Origin of the sequence: Streptomyces sp. NPDC015661, from assembly GCF_043077765.1 — a bacterium.
Lineage (GTDB): Bacteria > Actinomycetota > Actinomycetes > Streptomycetales > Streptomycetaceae > Streptomyces.
In genome coordinates, this window is sequence record NZ_JBIBST010000003.1 from 310,584 (window position 1) to 327,017 (window position 16,434).

The window sequence follows — 16,434 nt, forward strand, 5'->3', positions numbered from 1 at the left end:
GGACGGATGGGAGGCCCTTACAGGCCGTAGCGCTCGCGCGCCTCCTTCACGGCCGTCGCCCGGACCTCGCCGCGGCGGGCCAGCTGGGCCAGGGCCGCGACGACGATCGACTGGGCGTCGACGCCGAAGTGGCGGCGGGCCGCCTCACGGGTGTCCGAGAGGCCGAAGCCGTCGGCGCCCAGCGAGGAGTAGTCCTGCTCGACCCACTGCGCGATCTGGTCGGGGACCTGGCGCATGTAGTCGGAGACCGCGAGGACCGGGGAGTCGATGCCCTCCAGGGCCTTGCGGATGTACGGCACCTGCTCCTCGCCGCGCAGGAGGGCCGCGTCGGCCTCCAGGGCGTCACGGCGCAGCTCCGTCCAGGAGGTCGCGGACCACACGTCGGCGGCCACGCCCCACTCCTCGGCGAGCGTCTTCTGCGCCTCCAGGGCCCAGTGGATGGCCGTGCCGGAGGAGAGCAGCTGGATGCGGGAGGCGTTCGCCGGGAGCTCCAGGCCGGCCGACTCGGCCGTGTTGAAGCGGTAGAGGCCCTTGACGATGCCCTCGTCGATCCCGGCCGGCTTGGCCGGCTGCGGCATCGGCTCGTTGTAGACCGTCAGGTAGTAGAAGACGTTCTGGTCCTCGCCCTCGGCGGCCTCGCCGTACATCCGGCGCAGACCCTCCTTGACGATGACCGCGACCTCGTACGCGAACGCCGGGTCGTACGTCAGCGCCGCCGGGTTGGTCGCCGCGATGACGGGGGAGTGGCCGTCGGCGTGCTGCAGGCCCTCACCGGTCAGGGTCGTGCGGCCGGCCGTCGCGCCGACGAGGAAGCCGCGGCCGAGCTGGTCGCCGAGCTGCCACATCTGGTCGGCGGTCCGCTGCCAGCCGAACATCGAGTAGAAGATGTAGAAGGGGATCATCGCCTCACCGTGCGTGGAGTACGCGGTGGACGCGGCGATGAAGTCGGCCATCGAGCCGGCCTCGGTGATGCCCTCGTTCAGGATCTGGCCGTTGACGGCCTCCTTGTAGTACATCAGCTGGTCGCGGTCGACCGGCTCGTACGTCTGGCCCTTCGGCGAGTAGATGCCGAGCGACGGGAACAGCGACTCCATACCGAAGGTACGGGCCTCGTCCGGGACGATCGGGACCCAGCGCTTGCCGGTCTCCTTGTCGCGGATCAGGTCCTTGATCAGTCGCACGAACGCCATCGTCGTGGCCATCGACTGCGAGCCGGAGCCCTTGTCGAAGGCGGCGAAGGCCTTCTCGGCCGGGGCCGGCAGCGGGGCGAGCGGGTGCGTGCGACGGGCCGGGGCCGGGCCGCCGAGGGCCGCGCGGCGCTCCTGGAGGTAACGGACCTCGGGGGAGTCGGCGCCGGGGTGGCCGTACGGCACCTGCCCGTCGACGAACTGGGCGTCCGAGATCGGCAGCTCAAGAAGGTCACGCATGTTCTTGAACTCGTCCGTCGTCAGCTTCTTCATCTGGTGGTTCGCGTTCTTCGACGCGAAGCCCTCACCCAGGGTGAAGCCCTTGACGGTCTGCGCCAGGATGACCGTCGGCGCGCCCTTGAACTCCAGGGCGGCCTTGTACGCGGCGTACACCTTGCGCGGCTCGTGGCCACCGCGGGAGAGGTGGAAGCACTCGAGGATCTTGTCGTCGGACAGCAGCTGCGCCATCGCGACGAGCGCCGGGTCCTTGCCGAAGAAGTCCTGGCGGATGTAGGCGGCGTCGCGGGTCTGGTACGTCTGGACCTGCGCGTCCGGGACCTCGCGGAGGCGGCGGACGAGGGCGCCGGTGGTGTCGAGCGCGAACAGCTCGTCCCAGGCGTTGCCCCACAGCGACTTCACGACGTTCCAGCCGGCGCCGCGGAACTGGGCCTCCAGCTCCTGCACGATCTTGAAGTTGGCGCGGACCGGGCCGTCGAGGCGCTGCAGGTTGCAGTTGATGACGAAGGTCAGGTTGTCCAGACCCTCGCGGGCCGCCAGGGCGAGGGCCGCGGTCGACTCGGGCTCGTCCATCTCGCCGTCACCGAGGAACGCCCACACGTGCGAGGCGGAGACGTCCTTGATGGAGCGGTTGGTCAGGTAGCGGTTGAAGCGCGCCTGGTAGATCGCGGAGAGCGGGCCCAGACCCATGGAGACGGTGGGGAACTCCCACAGCCAGGGGAGGCGGCGCGGGTGCGGGTAGGAGGGCAGGCCGTTGCCGCCGGACTCCTGCCGGAAGTTGTCGAGGTGGGCCTCGTTCAGGCGCCCGTCGAGGAAGGCGCGGGCGTAGATGCCGGGGGAGGCGTGACCCTGGATGTAGAGCTGGTCGCCGGAACCGTCGGCTTCCTTGCCCTTGAAGAAGTGGTTGAAGCCGGTCTCGTAGAGCCAGGCCGCGGAGGCGAAGGTGGCGATGTGGCCGCCGACGCCGTGCTTGGAGCCGCGGGTGACCATCGCGGCCGCGTTCCAGCGGTTCCACGCGGTGATCTTCCGCTCCATCTCCTCGTCGCCGCCGAACTCGGTGACCGAGGGCTCGGCGGAGGTGGGGATGGTGTTGACGTAGTCCGTCTCCAGGAGCTTGGGCAGGGCGAGGCCCGCGCCCTCGGCGTGCTGGAGCGTACGGCGCATCAGGTAGGCGGCCCGGTGGGGGCCGGCGGCCTTGGTGACGGCGTCCAGGGAGGCCGCCCACTCGGCGGTCTCCTCGGTGTCACGGTCCGGGAGCTGGTCGAGCTCGCTCGGAATCTTGCCTACGGGATCGGTCATGATCGCCGCCTTCCGGACAGGGGTAGGGGGTGGAGATGGGGCCATGTCTGGCAGGACAGGGCGAAGGGCCGGGTGACGGCCCGCCGAAGACTGTAAACCGGCGATCGATGATCGATCAAAGGGTTGAAGGTGAAAACCTCTTCAGATCGAGAAAGTAGGCACAGGGTGCCAGGGAAGCGGGCACCCGGTGCCTTGTTTTCTGTCCTGTTTTCGCAGGTGAGGCCGGTTGTCTGAGGGTGTGCGCGCACGAATGAGCGGGCCCGTCGACGGCACGGACCCGCTCACTGTGCGTACGGAAAGGGCTCAGGCTCGCGGCGCGCAGCCCAGAACATGCGCCTTCACCAGCGCACCGATGTTCGGGTCGCCCCGCCGGAAGGCCTCCACCAGCTCCTGGTGCTCCTCCGCGTACGACTTCTGGACCGTGCCCAGCCAGCGGATCGACAGGGCCGTGAAGACCTCGATGCCGAGCGTCTCCCAGGTGTGCAGCAGGACGCCGTTCCCGGCCGCCTTCACCAGCTCCCGGTGGAAGGCCACGGTGTGCCGCACCTGCGCCGTACCGTCCATGGCCGCGTCCGCCTCGTACAGGGCCGCCACGTGCGGCTCCAGGGCCGAGCAGTCGGCCGCGAGCCGCCCGGCCGCCAGCTCGGCCGCGATCTGCTCCAGACCGGCGCGTACGGGGTAGCTCTCCTCCAGGTCGGCCGCGGTGAGGTTGCGGACCCGGACGCCCTTGTTGGGCGCCGACTCGATCAGCCGCAGCGACTCCAGCTCGCGCAGCGCCTCACGGACCGGGGTCTGGGAGACCTCCAGCTCCGTCGCGATCCGGCGCTCCACGATGCGCTCGCCCGGCTTCCAGCGGCCGCTGACGATCCCCTCCACGATGTGCTCGCGGATCTGCTCGCGCAGCGAGTGGACGACGGGGACGGTCATGAAGCGGCTCCTCGGGGAGTGTTGACCCTTAGACAATACGGCGGCGCCCCCGTCCGGAAACACTTCCGGGCGGGGGCGCCGCAGGTGAGGCTCGTTACGTTGCCTTTCGGCCCCGTGCCTTACAGACCGAGGTCGACCTCGAACTCGCCGGCCTCCAGGATCGCCTTGACGGCCGTCAGGTAGCGGGCGGCGTCGGCGCCGTCCACCAGACGGTGGTCGTAGGAGAGCGTCAGGTAGGTCATGTCGCGGACGCCGATGACGGTGCCCTCGGCGGTCTCGATGACGGCCGGACGCTTGACCGTGGCACCGATGCCCAGGATGGCGACCTGGTTCGGCGGGACGATGATCGTGTCGAACAGCGCACCGCGCGAACCGGTGTTGCTGATGGTGAAGGTCGCACCGGCCAGCTCGTCCGGCGTGATCTTGTTGCCGCGGACCTTGCCGGCCAGCTCGGCGGTGGCCTTGGAGATGCCGGCGATGTTCAGGTCGCCCGCACCCTTGATGACCGGGGTCATCAGACCCTTCTCGGAGTCCACGGCGATGCCGATGTTCTCCGAGTCGAAGTACGTGATGGTGCCCTCGGCCTCGTTGATCCGGGCGTTGATGACCGGGTGGGCCTTCAGCGCCTGGGCCGCCGCCTTGACGAAGAACGGCATCGGGGAGAGCTTGACGCCCTCACGGGCCGCGAACGCGTCCTTGGCGCGGGCGCGCAGCTTCATCAGCTTGGTGATGTCGACCTCGACGACCGAGGACAGCTGGGCCTGGCCGTGCAGCGCCTTCATCATGTTGTCGCCGATGACCTTGCGCATGCGGGTCATCTTGACCGTCTGGCCACGCAGCGGGGAGACCTCCAGGGCGGGGGTCTTCGGCGCGGCGGCGGCGGCCGGAGCGGCGGCGGGAGCGGCAGCGGCGGCCTTCTTGGCCTCGGCGGCCGCGAGGACGTCCTGCTTGCGGATGCGGCCGCCGACGCCGGAGCCCTTGACGGACGCCAGGTCGACACCGTTCTCGGTGGCGAGCTTGCGGACCAGCGGGGTCACGTACGCGCCGTCCTCGGCCGGGGCGGCCGGAGCCGGGGTCGCCGGGACCGGGGTCACGACGGCCGGGGCGATCGACGGGGCGGCGGCGACCGGAGCCGGAGCGGCGACCGGAGCGGCCGGGGCGACCGGCGCGGGGGCCGGAGCCGGAGCGGCCGGGGCGGCCGGAGCCGGGGCAGCGGCGGCGGGGGCCGGAGCGGCCGGGGCCGGGGCGGCGGCGGGAGCGGCACCCGCGACACCGATGACGGCCAGCTTGGCGCCGACCTCGGCGGTCTCGTCCTCGGCGACGACGATCTCCAGGAGAACGCCGGAGGCGGGGGCGGGGATCTCGGTGTCGACCTTGTCCGTGGAGACCTCGAGCAGCGGCTCGTCGGCCTCGACGGTCTCGCCGACCGACTTCAGCCAGCGGGTGACGGTGCCCTCGGTGACGGACTCGCCGAGCGCCGGCAGGACGACGTCGGTGCCCTGGGCGGCACCGGCGGGGGCGGCGGCCGGGGCCTCGGCCACGGGGGCCGGAGCGGCCGGGGCCTCGGCGACCGGCGCCGGGGCGGCGACCGGGGCCGGGGCGGCCTCGGCGGCGGGGGCCGGAGCGGCGGCCGGGGCGCCCGTGCCGTCGTCGATGATGGCGAGCTCGGCGCCCACCTCGACCGTCTCGTCCTCGGCGACCTTGATGGAGGCCAGGATGCCCGAGGCGGGGGCGGGGATCTCGGTGTCGACCTTGTCGGTCGAGACCTCGAGCAGCGGCTCGTCGGCCTCGACACGCTCACCCTCGGCCTTGAGCCAGCGGGTGACGGTGCCCTCGGTGACGCTCTCGCCGAGCGCCGGCAGGGTTACGGAAACCGACATGGTTTCAGTTGCTCCTAACGAATTGCGGAAAGTGGTCGTCGCGCCCTGTGATGACGTGAGAGTCAGTCGTGGGAGTGCAGAGGCTTGCCGGCCAGGGCCAGGTGGGCCTCGCCGAGCGCCTCGTTCTGCGTCGGGTGGGCGTGGATGAGCTGCGCGACCTCGGCCGGCAGCGCCTCCCAGTTGTAGATCAGCTGTGCTTCGCCGACCTGCTCGCCCATGCGGTCACCGACCATGTGGACGCCGACCACGGCACCGTCCTTGACCTGGACGAGCTTGATCTCGCCCGCGGTCTTGAGGATCTTGCTCTTGCCGTTGCCCGCGAGGTTGTACTTCAGGGCGACGACCTTGTCCGCGCCGTAGATCTCCTTGGCCTTGGCCTCGGTGATGCCGACGGAGGCGACCTCGGGGTGGCAGTACGTCACCCGGGGCACACCGTCGTAGTCGATCGGGACGGTCTTCAGACCGGCCAGGCGCTCCGCGACGAGGATGCCCTCGGCGAAGCCGACGTGCGCGAGCTGGAGCGTCGGGACGAGGTCGCCCACGGCCGAGATCGTCGGCACGTTGGTGCGCATGTACTCGTCGACCAGGACGTAGCCGCGGTCCATCGCGACGCCCTGCTCCTCGTAGCCGAGACCGGCGGAGACCGGGCCGCGGCCGATGGCGACCAGGAGGACCTCGGCCTCGAAGGTCTTGCCGTCGGCCAGGGTGACCTTGACGCCGCTGTCGGTGTACTCGGCGGACTGGAAGAAGGTGCCGAGGTTGAACTTGATGCCGCGCTTGCGGAACGCGCGCTCAAGAAGCTTCGAGCTGTTCTCGTCCTCGACCGGGACCAGGTGCTTCAGGCCCTCGATGACCGTGACGTCGGTGCCGAAGGACTTCCACGCCGAGGCGAACTCGACGCCGATGACGCCGCCGCCCAGGATGATCGCGGACTCCGGGACCCGGTCCAGGGTCAGGGCGTGGTCCGAGGAGATGATCCGGTTGCCGTCGATCTCCAGGCCGGGGAGGGACTTCGGCACGGAACCGGTGGCCAGGAGGATGTGACGACCCTCGACGCGACGGCCGTCCACGTCGACGGAGGTCGGGGAGGACAGGTGGCCGGTGCCCTCGATGTAGGTCACCTTGCGGGAGGCGACGAGACCCTGCAGGCCCTTGTACAGGCCCGAGATCACGTCGTCCTTGTACTTGTGCACGGCCTTGATGTCGATGCCCTCGAAAGAGGCCTTGACACCGAACTGCTCCGCCTCGCGCGCCTGGTCGGCGACCTCGCCGGCGTGGAGCAGGGCCTTCGTCGGGATGCAGCCGTTGTGCAGGCAGGTGCCGCCGAGCTTGTTCTTCTCGATCAGTGCGACGTCCAGGCCCAGCTGCGCTCCGCGCAGCGCCGCGGCGTAACCGCCGCTACCGCCGCCGAGGATCACTAGGTCGAAAACGGTGCTGGCGTCGTTCGCCACGTCACGTCCTCCATGCATGTGCGCTCGTCGCCGGTCGTCGACGACCTGGCGGCGGCTGGTGTCCGGCCGCTTTATTTCGGCCCTGTGGTGGGGGCCCTGTCCTGCCGAGAACCCATCTTCGCACTTGTTGACGGACGACGGGACGCGGGGCCGTGGTCTGAGACGGCCGATCGTCCGTACGGCGGGGTCACGGGCACGGACGAACCTACGGATTTCGTCGTCGGCGAACAGGGAAGGCCCCGGGCACGCAGCCCGGGGCCTTCCCTGTCACGGGGTGGATCAGAGCTCGCCGGCCGCCGTGCGCTCGGCCAGCTTCACCAGGGTGCGGACCGAGGAGCCGGTGCCGCCCTTCGGGGTGTAGCCGTACGGGGCGCCCTCGTGGAAGGCCGGGCCCGCGATGTCCAGGTGGGCCCAGGTGATGCCCTCGCCCACGAACTCCTGCAGGAAGAGACCGGCGACCAGGCCGCCGCCCATCCGGACGCCCATGTTCGCCATGTCGGCGGTGGGGGAGTCCATCGTCTTGCGCAGGTCCGCGGGGAGCGGCATCGGCCAGGACTGCTCGCCGACCTCCTCGGCGATCTCGTGGATCGCGGTCCGGAACTCGTCGTCGTTGGCCATGATGCCGAAGGTGCGGTCACCGAGGGCCAGGACCATGGCGCCGGTCAGGGTCGCCACGTCGACGATCGCGTCCGGGTGCTCCTCGGAGGCCTTGGTGAGCGCGTCGGCGAGGACGAGCCGGCCCTCGGCGTCGGTGTTCAGGACCTCGACGGTCTTGCCGCTGTACATGCTCAGCACGTCACCCGGGCGGGTGGCGGAGCCGGACGGCATGTTCTCCGCGAGGGCGAGCCAGCCCGTGACGTTGACCTCCAGGCCGAGACGGGCCGCGGCGACGACGGAGGAGAACACGGCGGCGGCGCCGGCCATGTCGCACTTCATCGTCTCGTTGTGGCCGGCCGGCTTCAGGGAGATGCCGCCCGAGTCGTAGGTGATGCCCTTGCCGACCAGGGCGAGGGTCTTCTCCGCCTTCGGGTGGGTGTAGGCGACGCGGACCAGGCGCGGCGGGTTCACGGAGCCGTTGCCGACGCCGAGGATGCCGCCGTAGCCGCCCTTGGTGAGCGCCTTCTCGTCGAAGACCTGGACCTTGAGGCCGTGCTCCTTGCCGGCGGCCTGCACGGCGGCGGCGAAGGTGGCCGGGTACAGGTCGTTCGGCGGCTGGTTGACCAGGTCGCGGGCGCGGTTGATCTCCTCGGCGACGGCCTGGGCGCGCTCGGCGGCGGCCTTGTGGGCCTTGTCGCGCGGCTTGGCGCCGAGCAGGGCGACCTCGGCGAGGGGCTTCTTCGCGTCCTTGCCGTTCTCCTGGTACGAGGTGTAGGCGTACGCACCGAGCAGGGCGCCCTCCGCGATGGCGGCGGCGTCCTCGGCGGTGGCGATCGGCAGCGCGAACGCGGCCTTCTTCGAGCCGGTCAGGGTGCGGGCGGCGGTGCCGGCGGCGCGACGCAGGGTCTCCCCGGCGAAGGACGCGCCGTCCTCGGGGGCCTCGCCCAGGCCGACGGCCAGGACGACGGGGGCCTTGAGACCGGCGGGGGCGGGCAGCTTCGTCGCCTCACCTTCGGCACCCGAGGCGCCCAGGGTCTCCAGGACGGCGGCGAGCCGGCCGTCGAAGGCCTTGTCGACGGCCTCGGCGCCCGGGGCGACGACGAGCGCCTTCCCGGACTTCGCGACGCCGACGACGAGGGCGTCGGCGCGCAGCGTCGCCGCGCCGGCAGTGCTGAGAGTGAGAGCAGTCACGGTGGTGAAATCTCGCTTCCATTGAGTTCTGTGGCGGTCGAGGGATGGGCCGACCGTGCCCGCCGCATCGTATTTCGGCCCGGAGAGCGCCGAGAACGAGCCTACGCTCGCTCGCCCGGTTCGCTCACGGCGGCGGGGATTCACTCATCCGTGGTGTCTCTTTCATGTTTACCCTTCCGGCCTCTGTCGCCCGGTCACACTCGCCTCATTCACGCAAGGACGACACACCGTTCTTCGCCTCATCTGCGACATCTCCACGCGTTCCGCCGGTTCGGGCGGAGCCCGTCGAGGGGGGACACCAAGCATGGACTCCGGCCGAATCCGTACGCCCAGAACCGCGCCCCGCACCGCCGCCGGCGCCCGCACCGCGCCCCGTACGGGTCCTCGTGCGGGCAGGATCGCCGTCCTGGCCGCCGCCGCGCTGCTCGCCACCGTCGTCCCCTCCGCGCAGGCGGTCGCCGCGACCGCGCCCCGCGTGGACCTCACCGTCCTCGTCGTCGACGACGGCGGCAGCGCGGTCGGGGCGATCACCGCCGAGCTGAAGGGCTCCGGCGTCCCGTACCGCAGGATCGACCTGAACGACCCGAACCGGCCCGTCCTCGACACGGCCTTCCTCAGCGACACGGTCGACGGGCGGCCCCGCGCCAAGTACCAGGGCGTCGTCCTGCCCCACGAGAGCGCCTTCGGCCCCGACTCCGCCGAGGCCACCACCCTCCAGGCGTACGAGCGGACCTTCGGGATCCCGCAGGTCGACGCCTACACCTGGTCGCACCCCGGCGTCGGCCTCGACTACACCGACCAGGGCGGCTGGTCCGGCGTCCTCGACGGCCGCCAGGCCGGCGTCACCGCCGCCGGGCAGTCGGGCCCCTTCCGGTACCTCGCCGGGGCGCTCACCTTCGAGGACAACGACCCCTCGATCTCCGAGAGTTACGGCTACGCGGGTCGCCCCCGCGCCGGCTACACCAGCTACCTGGACATCCCCGTCGACGGCGGCGGCCGCGCCAGCCTCGTCGGCGAGTACGCCGCCGACGGGCGCCGCGAACTCGTCGTCACCTTCGCCTACAACCAGTACCAGCGGCAGTTCCGCGCCCTCGCCCGCGGCATCGTCGACTGGCTCACCCAGGGCGTCCACCTCGGCCAGAGCCGCAACTACCTCTCCGTCCACGTCGACGACGTCTTCGCCCCCGACGCCCGCTGGGACCCCGCGCTCAACTGCACCCCCGGCGACTTCGACTGCGTCGGCGACGACGGCGAGGGCGTCAACCCCATCCGTATGACCGCCGCCGACGCCCAGTACGCCGCCGCCTGGCAGAAGGCCTCCGGCTTCACGCTCGACATGGTCTACAACGGCGGCCAGGGCGAGCAGTGGAAGACCGAGCACGGCGGCACCGACGCGCTCACGGCCCAACTGCTCGCCGACCGCGCCCAGTACCGGTGGATCAACCACACCTACACCCACCCCTTCCTCGGCTGCGTCCAGGACAACAGCGTCGTCCCCTGGCAGTGCGCCAAGGACACCGCGGGCAACACCCTCTGGGTGAGCCGCTCCGAGCTCTCCGGCCAGATCCGGAACAACCACGACTGGGCCGTCGGCAAGGGCATCTCCGTCGACCGCTCCGAACTCGTCACCGGCGAGCACTCCGGCCTCAGGACCCTGCCCCAGCAGCCCGTCGACAATCCCAACCTCGCCGGCGCCCTCGCCGACAACGGCGTGAAGTGGACCGCGAGCGACAACTCCCGCGAGCCCCAGCAGCGGGCCGTCGGCACCGGCACCGCGAAGACCGTGCCCCGCCACCCGATGAACGTCTACTACAACGTGGGCACCGCCGCCGAGATGGCCGACGAGTACAACTGGATCTACACCTCCCGCGCCGACGGCGGCAGCGGGATCTGCGAGTCCAACCCGGCCTCCACCTGCCTGCCCGCCCCGCTCCCCACGGCCACCGGCTACGCCGGCCACATCGTGCCGCAGGAGGCCCGCACCGCCCTCTCCCACGTCCTGGGCAACGACCCCCGGCCGCACTACGTGCACCAGTCCAACCTCGCCGAGGAGCGGCTCCTCTACCCGGTCCTCGACCGCGTACTCGCCGACTACCGGGCCCTGTTCGCGGCGAACGCGCCCCTGGTGAACCCGGCCCAGAAGGACGTCGGCACGGAACTGAGCCGCCGCACCGCCTGGGACCAGGCCGTCGCCGCCGGAAAGGTCACCGCCTACCGCATCGGCACCACGGTCACGATCAAGGCGCCCTCCGGCGTCACCGTGCCCGTCACCGCACCCGAGGGCACCCGCAAGAAGCTCCTGCTCGGCACCACCGCCTTCGGGGCGCCCTACGCGGGCACCCGCTCCGCCTGGACCACGCCCGAACTGCTCCAGACCGCCGTCACCCTCACGCTCCCGACCGCCTGACGCCTGACCAGCACGTCCTGGGGGGAACCCGCTCATGCCGAGCAGTGGCCGTCACGTCACCATGCTCACCGAAGGCACCTACCCGCATGTCCACGGCGGCGTCAGCACCTGGTGCGACCAGCTCGTCCGTGGCATGCCGGAGGTCGACTTCGAGATCCTCGCCCTCACCGGCAGCGGCCGCGAACCCGTCACCTGGGAGCTGCCGCCCAACGTCACCCGGCACACCGCGTACCCCCTGTGGGGACCGCCGCAGGGTCCGGCCGTGCGCCGGCCCCTGCGGGGGCGCGAACGCCGCCGCTTCCTCGACGCGTACGAGCGCCTCCTGCTCGCCCTCCTCGACCCCGAGGCGGGCTGCGACTTCGGCACCGGCCTGTACGAACTCGCCGAACTCGCCCGGCAGGGACGGCTGACCGCCGCCCTCCGCTCCGAGCCCGCCCTGCGCTCCCTCATGTGGATCTGGACCATGCCGCACCTGCCCACCCTCGCGGCCCGGCCCACCGTCCACGACGCGCTCACCGCCACCGACCTGCTCGAACACGCCCTGCGTCCGCTCGCCGCCCGGATAGCCGGCGGCGGCGTGGCGCACGCCGTCTCCAGCGGTCTCGCCACACTGCCCGCCCTCGCCGCGCAGCACTTCGAAGGGGTGCCCTTCCTGCTCACCGAACACGGCATCTACCTCCGCGAGCGCTACCTCGGCTACCGCACCGAGGCACAGCGCTGGCCCGTCAAGGCCCTGATGCTCGGCTTCTACCGCGAGCTCAACACCCTCGGCTACCGCAAGGCCGACCTCATCACCCCCTGCAACCAGTACAACCGGCGCTGGGAGGAGCGCGGCGGAGCCCCCGCCGACCGCATCCGCACCGTCTACAACGGCGTCGACCCGGCCCTCTTCCCCGACGCCGGACCCGAGCCCGAGACCCCCACCCTCAGCTGGTGCGGCCGTGTCGACCCCATCAAGGACCTGGAGACCCTGATCCGGGCGTACGCGATCTGCCGCGCCGAACTCCCCTCGCTCAGGCTCCGCCTGTTCGGCCCGGTCCCGGCCGGGAACGAGGACTACCTGACCCGTCTGGAGAAGCTCGCCGCCGAACTGGGCGTGACCGACGGAGTGTCCTTCGAGGGCCGGATCAGCGACGTCCCCTCGGCCTACGCGGCCGGCAGCGTCGTCATGCTCTCCTCGATCAGCGAGGGCTTCCCCTTCTCCCTCATCGAGGCCATGTCCTGCGGCCGCGCCACCGTCTCCACGGACGTCGGAGGCGTACGGGAGGCCGTCGGCGACACCGGGATCGTCGTCCCGCCCCGCGAACCGGCCGTCATGGCCGCCGCCGTCTCCGCACTCCTCCGGGACGGCGCCCGCCGCGCCGAACTCGGCCGCCGCGCCCGGCAGCGGGTGATCGACGAGTTCACGCTGCACCGCTCGGTGGACGGCTTCCGCCAGATCTACCGCGAACTGGCGGGCGCCCGCCCGGCCCCGCTGCCGCCCCAGGAACCCCTCCGCCTGAGAATCCCCTCCCCGCGCCGCACCACCCCGGCCCTCGTCCCAGGAGGCACCCCGGCATGAGCGCCTCCCTCTGGCTGAAACCCCCGAGGACCGAGACCCCGCTTCCGGCGATCCCCCGCCCACGGCAACCGGCCGGGCACCCCCCGGCCCCCGCCGGCGCCGGGCACCCCACGGCCCCCGCCGGCGCCGGGCACCCCCCGGCCCCCGCCGGCGCCGGGCTCGCCGCCGATCCGCTCGACGAACTCGCGCGGCGGCTCGACGGGTTCGTCGCCGTCGCCGTGCACCCGGACGAGATCGCCGCGATCCTCGAGTCCGACGGCATGACCGACGAGCACATCCGGCTCACCTACGGCCGCGCCGACTCCTTCTCCCTCGCCGAGGACCTCTACGCGCGCGTGGAGCGGCGCCACCCCGAACCGACCGCGCCGTCCTCCGGCGCCTGGTACGGCGAGCTCGCCGGCTGTCTGCTGCGCGGGCTGGTCTTCGCGCTCCCCGGCCTCGCGTACGTGCTCGCCGCACCGCTGCTCGCCGGCGGGCACGGCCGGTTCGGGCTCCCCGCCGGGACGATCCCGCTGCTCGCCGGGGCCGTCACCGGCTGGGTGTGGAACCAGGCCCTCTCCCACCGCGCGTACACCTGGCTCGGGCTCGGCGACCGGCCCGCCGCCGCCCGAGCCCTCCTCGCCGGCGCCCCGGCCGGCGCCCTCGCCGGTACGGCCGTCGCCCTCGCGAGCGCCGCGCCCGGCGAGACCCCCGCGGCCGTCTTCGCCGCCGGACAGTCGCTCTACCTCGCCGCCGCGACCGTGCTCCTCGTCCTCGGCCGCGAACGGGCCCTGCTCTGCGCCCTGCTGCCGCTCACCGGCGCCGTCCCCGCCTTCCGCTGGGACCTGCCGGACGGCCTGCGCGCCGCGCTGCTCCTCGCCTCGCTCACCGCCTCCGTCGTCTTCGCCGGGCTCGTCCTCCGCCCCGGCCTGAGCCGGGGCGCGTCGGGCCGGGGCGGACCCCCGCGCGCCGCCTCCCTGCCGTACGGCCTCTTCGGCCTCGGCAGCGGCCTTCTCGTCCTCCACGCGGGCGTGGGCGACACGCTGGTGAGCGGGGCGGGGGCGGTCATCGCGCTCACCCTCTCCATGGGCCCCGCCGAATGGCTCCTGCACCGCTTCCGGGACGGGAGCCTGACCCGGCTGCGGACCCTCACCACCGCCCGCGAGTTCCGCCGGGCCGTCACCGGCACCCTCGTGCTCTGCCTCGGCGGCTACCTCACCGTGCTCCTCGCCCTCGCGCTCGCCGCGACCCTCGTCTGGCCGGGGGCGCCCTGGCCGACCCTCCCGCGCCTGGTCACCCTGCTCCTGATCGGGACCGTGCTCTGGCTCGGGCTGCTGCTCCAGGCCTTCGGCGCGGTGCTCAGCGCCGCCACCGTCTGCCTGCTCGCGGCGGCGGCGCAGACCGTGGAGCCGGTGGCGGGCCCGGTGGCCGCCGGGGGAGCGGCCGCCGTGCTCGCCGCCCTGACCTGTGTCCTGCTGGTACGACCGACCGCCCACCGCGCCTAGAGGTGTCATGACCGTCCCTTCCCTCCTGGTGCCGTACTACGAGCACCCGGCCGAACGCCCCGGGGCCTGGTCGGCCCTCGTCGACGCGGCGCCGTCCCTGTACGGCGTCGTCCTCAACCCGGCGAGCGGCGCCGGTGCCGCGCCCGACCCGGCGTTCGCCGAGGCCGCCGGGCGGCTGCGGGCCGCCGGGGTGCGGGTCCTCGGCTACGTGGACACCGCCTACGGCCGCCGCCCGCACGCCGAGGTCGTCGCCGAACTGGTCCGCCACCGCGACTGGTACGGCGCCGACGGCGCCTTCCTGGACCAGGTCGCGACCGCGCCCGCGGCCCTCGCCCACTACCGCCGCATCGCGGTCGCCGCCCGGGCCGCCGGGGCCGCGACCCTCGTCTTCAACCACGGGGCCCACCCCGACCCCGGATACGAGGCCCAGGCCGACCTCCTCGTCACCTTCGAGGGCCCCTGGGACACCTACCGGACCCTCGACCTGCCGGTCGCCGCCCACTACTGCCACCTCGTGTACGCCGCCCCCGCGGGCGTCCGTCCGGCCACCCCGGTGCACTGCGCCGTCCCCGGCACCGGCGCGCACCCCTGGGGCACCCTTCCGCACCTCCTGGAGCCCGCCCGATGAGACGACCGCTGCCGCTGCTCGCGGGGCTCCTCCTGCTGGCCACGGCCTGTACGGCGGCCCCCGACCCCGGCCCCGACCCGAAGACCACCGAGGAGCAGCGCTGGCGCCCGGCGCCCGGCCTCGCCTGGCAGTGGCAGCTCAGCGGCCGGCTCGACCCGGCCGTCGACGTCCCGGTGTACGACATCGACGGCTTCGACCACCCGGCGTCGACCGTCGCCGACCTCCACCGGCGCGGCCGCAAGGTCATCTGCTACGTCTCCACCGGCGCCTGGGAGGACTTCCGCCCCGACGCCGACCGCTTCCCGAAGGCCCTCCTCGGCAAGGGCAACGGCTGGGAGGGCGAGCGCTGGCTCGACATCCGCCGCACCGACCTCCTCGGACCCCTCATGGCGAAGCGCCTCGACATGTGCCGGGACAAGGGCTTCGACGCCGTCGAACCCGACAACATGGACGGCTACAAGAACCGCACCGGCTTCCCCCTCACCGCCGCCGACCAGCTCCGCTACAACCGCCTCATCGCGACCATGGCCCACGACCGGGGCCTCGCGGTCGGCCTCAAGAACGACCTGGACCAGATCCCGAAGCTGCTCCCGGACTTCGACTTCGCGGTCAACGAGCAGTGCGCCGAATACGACGAATGCGGCCGTCTCGCCCCGTTCGTGGCGGCGGGCAAGGCCGTCTTCCACGTCGAGTACGAGCTGACGACGGACCAGTTCTGCCCCCAGGCCCGGAAACTGGGCCTCAGCTCCATGCGGAAGCGGTACGAGCTGGGGGTCTGGCGCCAACCCTGCTAGCCCAGCGTCAGCGCGACCAGCACGGCCGTGGTCGCCGTCTCCTCCACCGCGCCGAACACATCGCCCGTCACCCCGCCGAAGCGCCGCACGCACCGGCGGAGCAGCAGCGCCGCCGCACCGAGGCCCGCACCGGCCGCGAGGACGGAGCGGACGGCGTCGTACGGGGAGAGCAGGAGGCCCGTCGCGGCGCAGAGGACGAGGACCAGGGCGGTGGTGAGGGTCGCCGACCGGGTCGGGACCGTCTCGGCGACGATCGCCCCGAGGCCCTCGGGGCGGGCGGCCGGGACGCCGTGCCGGGACGCGTGGGTGAGGGCGAGGCGGGCGACGGTGGCGGCGAGGGCGGCGGCGACGGTGCCGTGCGCCCAGCCCTCCCCGTACAGCTCGTACAGCGCCGCGACCTGGGCGAGCAGGACCAGGACGAGGGCGATGACGCCGAACGGGCCGATGTCCGACTGCTTCATGATGCGCAGCGCGTCCTCGGCCGGCTTGGCGCTGCCCAGGCCGTCGGCGGTGTCCGCGAGGCCGTCGAGGTGCAGGCCCCGGGTGAGCAGGGCGGGGACGGCGGTGGCGGCGACGGCCGCGAGCAGCGGGCCCGAGCCGAGCAGCAGGAAGAGACCGCCGGCCGCGGCGGAGCAGAGCCCGACGACCAGCCCGGCGAGCGGGGCCGAGAGCATGCCGGCGCGCGCCGCGTCCCGGTCCCAGCGGGTGATGCGGGCGGGGAACACGGTGAGGGTCCCGAAGGCGAAACGCAGGCCGTCCATCCGGGCAGGGTAATCGCCGTCTCCGGACGG

At 72.6% G+C, this 16,434-nt stretch carries 11 protein-coding genes; 5 read left to right on the plus strand and 6 right to left on the minus strand.

The features are described from left to right. Nucleotides 1-17: 17 nt before the first annotated feature. The 5 genes from aceE to ACF07V_RS09910 form a co-directional block, all read right to left on the minus strand. Entirely contained in the window at nt 18-2,723 is a 2,706-nt protein-coding gene (aceE, locus tag ACF07V_RS09890) for a pyruvate dehydrogenase (acetyl-transferring), homodimeric type (RefSeq protein WP_392152839.1), read from the minus strand. Nucleotides 2,724-3,026: 303 nt separating this feature from the next. Next, nucleotides 3,027-3,650, minus strand: a complete 624-nt coding sequence (locus tag ACF07V_RS09895; RefSeq protein WP_041128868.1) for a GntR family transcriptional regulator — start codon at nt 3,648-3,650, stop codon at nt 3,027-3,029. A gap of 119 nt (nt 3,651-3,769) precedes the next feature. Then, complete coding sequence (gene sucB / locus ACF07V_RS09900) at nt 3,770-5,530, minus strand: 2-oxoglutarate dehydrogenase, E2 component, dihydrolipoamide succinyltransferase (protein WP_392152841.1); 1,761 nt, start codon at nt 5,528-5,530, stop codon at nt 3,770-3,772. 62 nt (nt 5,531-5,592) lie between these two features. Then, nucleotides 5,593-6,981 carry a dihydrolipoyl dehydrogenase gene (gene lpdA, locus ACF07V_RS09905; protein WP_189802175.1) on the minus strand — a complete coding sequence of 463 codons (1,389 nt, stop codon included), beginning with the start codon at nt 6,979-6,981 and terminating at the stop codon, nt 5,593-5,595. Nucleotides 6,982-7,260: 279 nt separating this feature from the next. Then, nucleotides 7,261-8,769 carry a leucyl aminopeptidase gene (locus ACF07V_RS09910; protein ID WP_392152843.1) on the minus strand — a complete coding sequence of 503 codons (1,509 nt, stop codon included), beginning with the start codon at nt 8,767-8,769 and terminating at the stop codon, nt 7,261-7,263. 304 nt (nt 8,770-9,073) lie between these two features. On the opposite strand from ACF07V_RS09910, the gene ACF07V_RS09915 reads away from it, so the two are divergent. From ACF07V_RS09915 to ACF07V_RS09935, 5 genes are read left to right on the plus strand one after another with little or no spacing between them, the layout of a single operon-like run. Next, nucleotides 9,074-11,176 carry a hypothetical protein gene (locus ACF07V_RS09915; protein ID WP_392152844.1) on the plus strand — a complete coding sequence of 701 codons (2,103 nt, stop codon included), beginning with the start codon at nt 9,074-9,076 and terminating at the stop codon, nt 11,174-11,176. A 34-nt stretch (nt 11,177-11,210) separates the two neighbouring features. Next, entirely contained in the window at nt 11,211-12,737 is a 1,527-nt protein-coding gene (gene pelF / locus ACF07V_RS09920; protein WP_392152846.1) for a GT4 family glycosyltransferase PelF, read from the plus strand. Continuing rightward, nucleotides 12,734-14,221 (plus strand): hypothetical protein, encoded by a 1,488-nt coding sequence (locus ACF07V_RS09925; protein WP_392152847.1) that lies wholly within the window; start codon nt 12,734-12,736, stop codon nt 14,219-14,221. The genes pelF and ACF07V_RS09925 overlap by 4 nt, the downstream gene beginning before the upstream one ends. A gap of 7 nt (nt 14,222-14,228) precedes the next feature. Further along, entirely contained in the window at nt 14,229-14,849 is a 621-nt protein-coding gene (locus ACF07V_RS09930; protein WP_392152849.1) for a spherulation-specific family 4 protein, read from the plus strand. Next, nucleotides 14,846-15,643, plus strand: a complete 798-nt coding sequence (locus tag ACF07V_RS09935; protein ID WP_392152851.1) for an endo alpha-1,4 polygalactosaminidase — start codon at nt 14,846-14,848, stop codon at nt 15,641-15,643. The genes ACF07V_RS09930 and ACF07V_RS09935 overlap by 4 nt, the downstream gene beginning before the upstream one ends. Here the strand turns inward: ACF07V_RS09935 and cobS are convergent. Then, entirely contained in the window at nt 15,640-16,404 is a 765-nt protein-coding gene (gene cobS, locus ACF07V_RS09940) for an adenosylcobinamide-GDP ribazoletransferase (protein WP_392152853.1), read from the minus strand. The two genes, ACF07V_RS09935 and cobS, sit on opposite strands and share 4 nt — an antisense overlap. Nucleotides 16,405-16,434: the final 30 nt, after the last annotated feature.

Coding starts and splice junctions, on each gene's coding strand:
- aceE (WP_392152839.1), bottom strand. CDS start 2,723: ATGACCGATCCCGTAGGCAAGATTCCGAGCGAGCTCGACCAGCTCCCG.
- ACF07V_RS09895 (WP_041128868.1), bottom strand. CDS start 3,650: ATGACCGTCCCCGTCGTCCACTCGCTGCGCGAGCAGATCCGCGAGCAC.
- sucB (WP_392152841.1), bottom strand. CDS start 5,530: ATGTCGGTTTCCGTAACCCTGCCGGCGCTCGGCGAGAGCGTCACCGAG.
- ACF07V_RS09915 (WP_392152844.1), top strand. CDS start 9,074: ATGGACTCCGGCCGAATCCGTACGCCCAGAACCGCGCCCCGCACCGCC.
- pelF (WP_392152846.1), top strand. CDS start 11,211: ATGCCGAGCAGTGGCCGTCACGTCACCATGCTCACCGAAGGCACCTAC.
- ACF07V_RS09925 (WP_392152847.1), top strand. CDS start 12,734: ATGAGCGCCTCCCTCTGGCTGAAACCCCCGAGGACCGAGACCCCGCTT.
- ACF07V_RS09930 (WP_392152849.1), top strand. CDS start 14,229: ATGACCGTCCCTTCCCTCCTGGTGCCGTACTACGAGCACCCGGCCGAA.
- ACF07V_RS09935 (WP_392152851.1), top strand. CDS start 14,846: ATGAGACGACCGCTGCCGCTGCTCGCGGGGCTCCTCCTGCTGGCCACG.
- cobS (WP_392152853.1), bottom strand. CDS start 16,404: ATGGACGGCCTGCGTTTCGCCTTCGGGACCCTCACCGTGTTCCCCGCC.